Below are 1,048 nucleotides of genomic sequence, written 5' to 3'. Positions count from 1 at the left end.
GGGTGGCGACGGACGCCACGACCAGCCGCGGCTTCGGGGCTCCCCCGGCGAGCGCCTGCTCCAGCGCCGCCAGGTCGGCGAACGCCTCGCCCTCGACACCCTCCCCGCCCAGCACCGCCGGCCGGACGGGCTGCGCCGCACCGAGCGCCACCGGCGCCCAGTCCAGCCGGTAGACGGACTGCCCGCCGCCGTTCCGCAGCCGCTCCAGCTGGGCCGCGTCGACCGGGCGCATGTCGAGCCGCTCCAGGCTGAGCACCGGCTCGCCCTGCTCGCTCGCGACGTCCAGCCCGAAGGCGGCCTCGTCCACCCGGCGCATCCGGATCCGCACCCGGGACAGGCCGCGCGGCGCGATCCGCACCCCGGACCAGGAGAACGGCAGGAACGCCTGGTCGTTGGGCCCGTCCGAGAGCAGGCCGGCGTGCAGGGAGGCGTCGAACAGCGCGGGGTGCACACCGAAACCGTCGCCGCCGGAGTCGCCCGGCAGGGCCACCTCGGCGTACACCGTCTCGCCGACGCGCCAGGCCGTCCGGACGCCCTGGAACACCGGGCCGTAGTCGAAGCCCAGGTCGGCCATGCCCGCGTACAGCGCGGCGCCGGTCATCTCCGTGCCCCCGGCGGGCGGCCACTCGGTCGGCAGCCACACCGCCGGAGCGGCACTGTCGGCCGCCAGCCAGCCGCGCGCGTGGCAGACCGGCTCGACGGCCTCCTCGGCGGACTCCGGGCGGGCGAACACCGCGACCTCACGGCGGCCGTCCTCGCCCGCCGCGCCCACGGTGACGCGCAGTTGGGCGGCGGCGCCCTCCTCCAGCAGCAGCGGCGACTCCATCACCAGCTCGTCCACCACCGGCACACCCACGCGGCGACCGGCCGCCGCGACCAGCTCCACCCACGCGGTGCCCGGGACGATCACGTGGCCGAGCACGACGTGGTCGCTCACCCACGGCTGGGCGCCGGCGGTCAGGCGGCCGGTGAACAGCCACTCGTCGCGGTCGCCGACGAGCGCGCGGCCGGCCAGGACGGGGTGCTCGACGGCGATGAGCCCGGCGCC

1 protein-coding gene is annotated in these 1,048 nt (G+C 77.6%); it reads right to left on the bottom strand.

The window, feature by feature from the left end:
- The coding region (locus ABD308_RS06445) for a polyketide synthase dehydratase domain-containing protein (RefSeq protein ID WP_344328546.1) at positions 1 to 1,048 on the bottom strand (1,048 nt) is incomplete at both ends.

Source organism: Kitasatospora putterlickiae, from assembly GCF_039527695.1.
Classification (GTDB): Bacteria; Actinomycetota; Actinomycetes; order Streptomycetales; family Streptomycetaceae; genus Kitasatospora; species Kitasatospora putterlickiae.
This window is presented reverse-complemented; position numbering and strand designations above follow the sequence as displayed.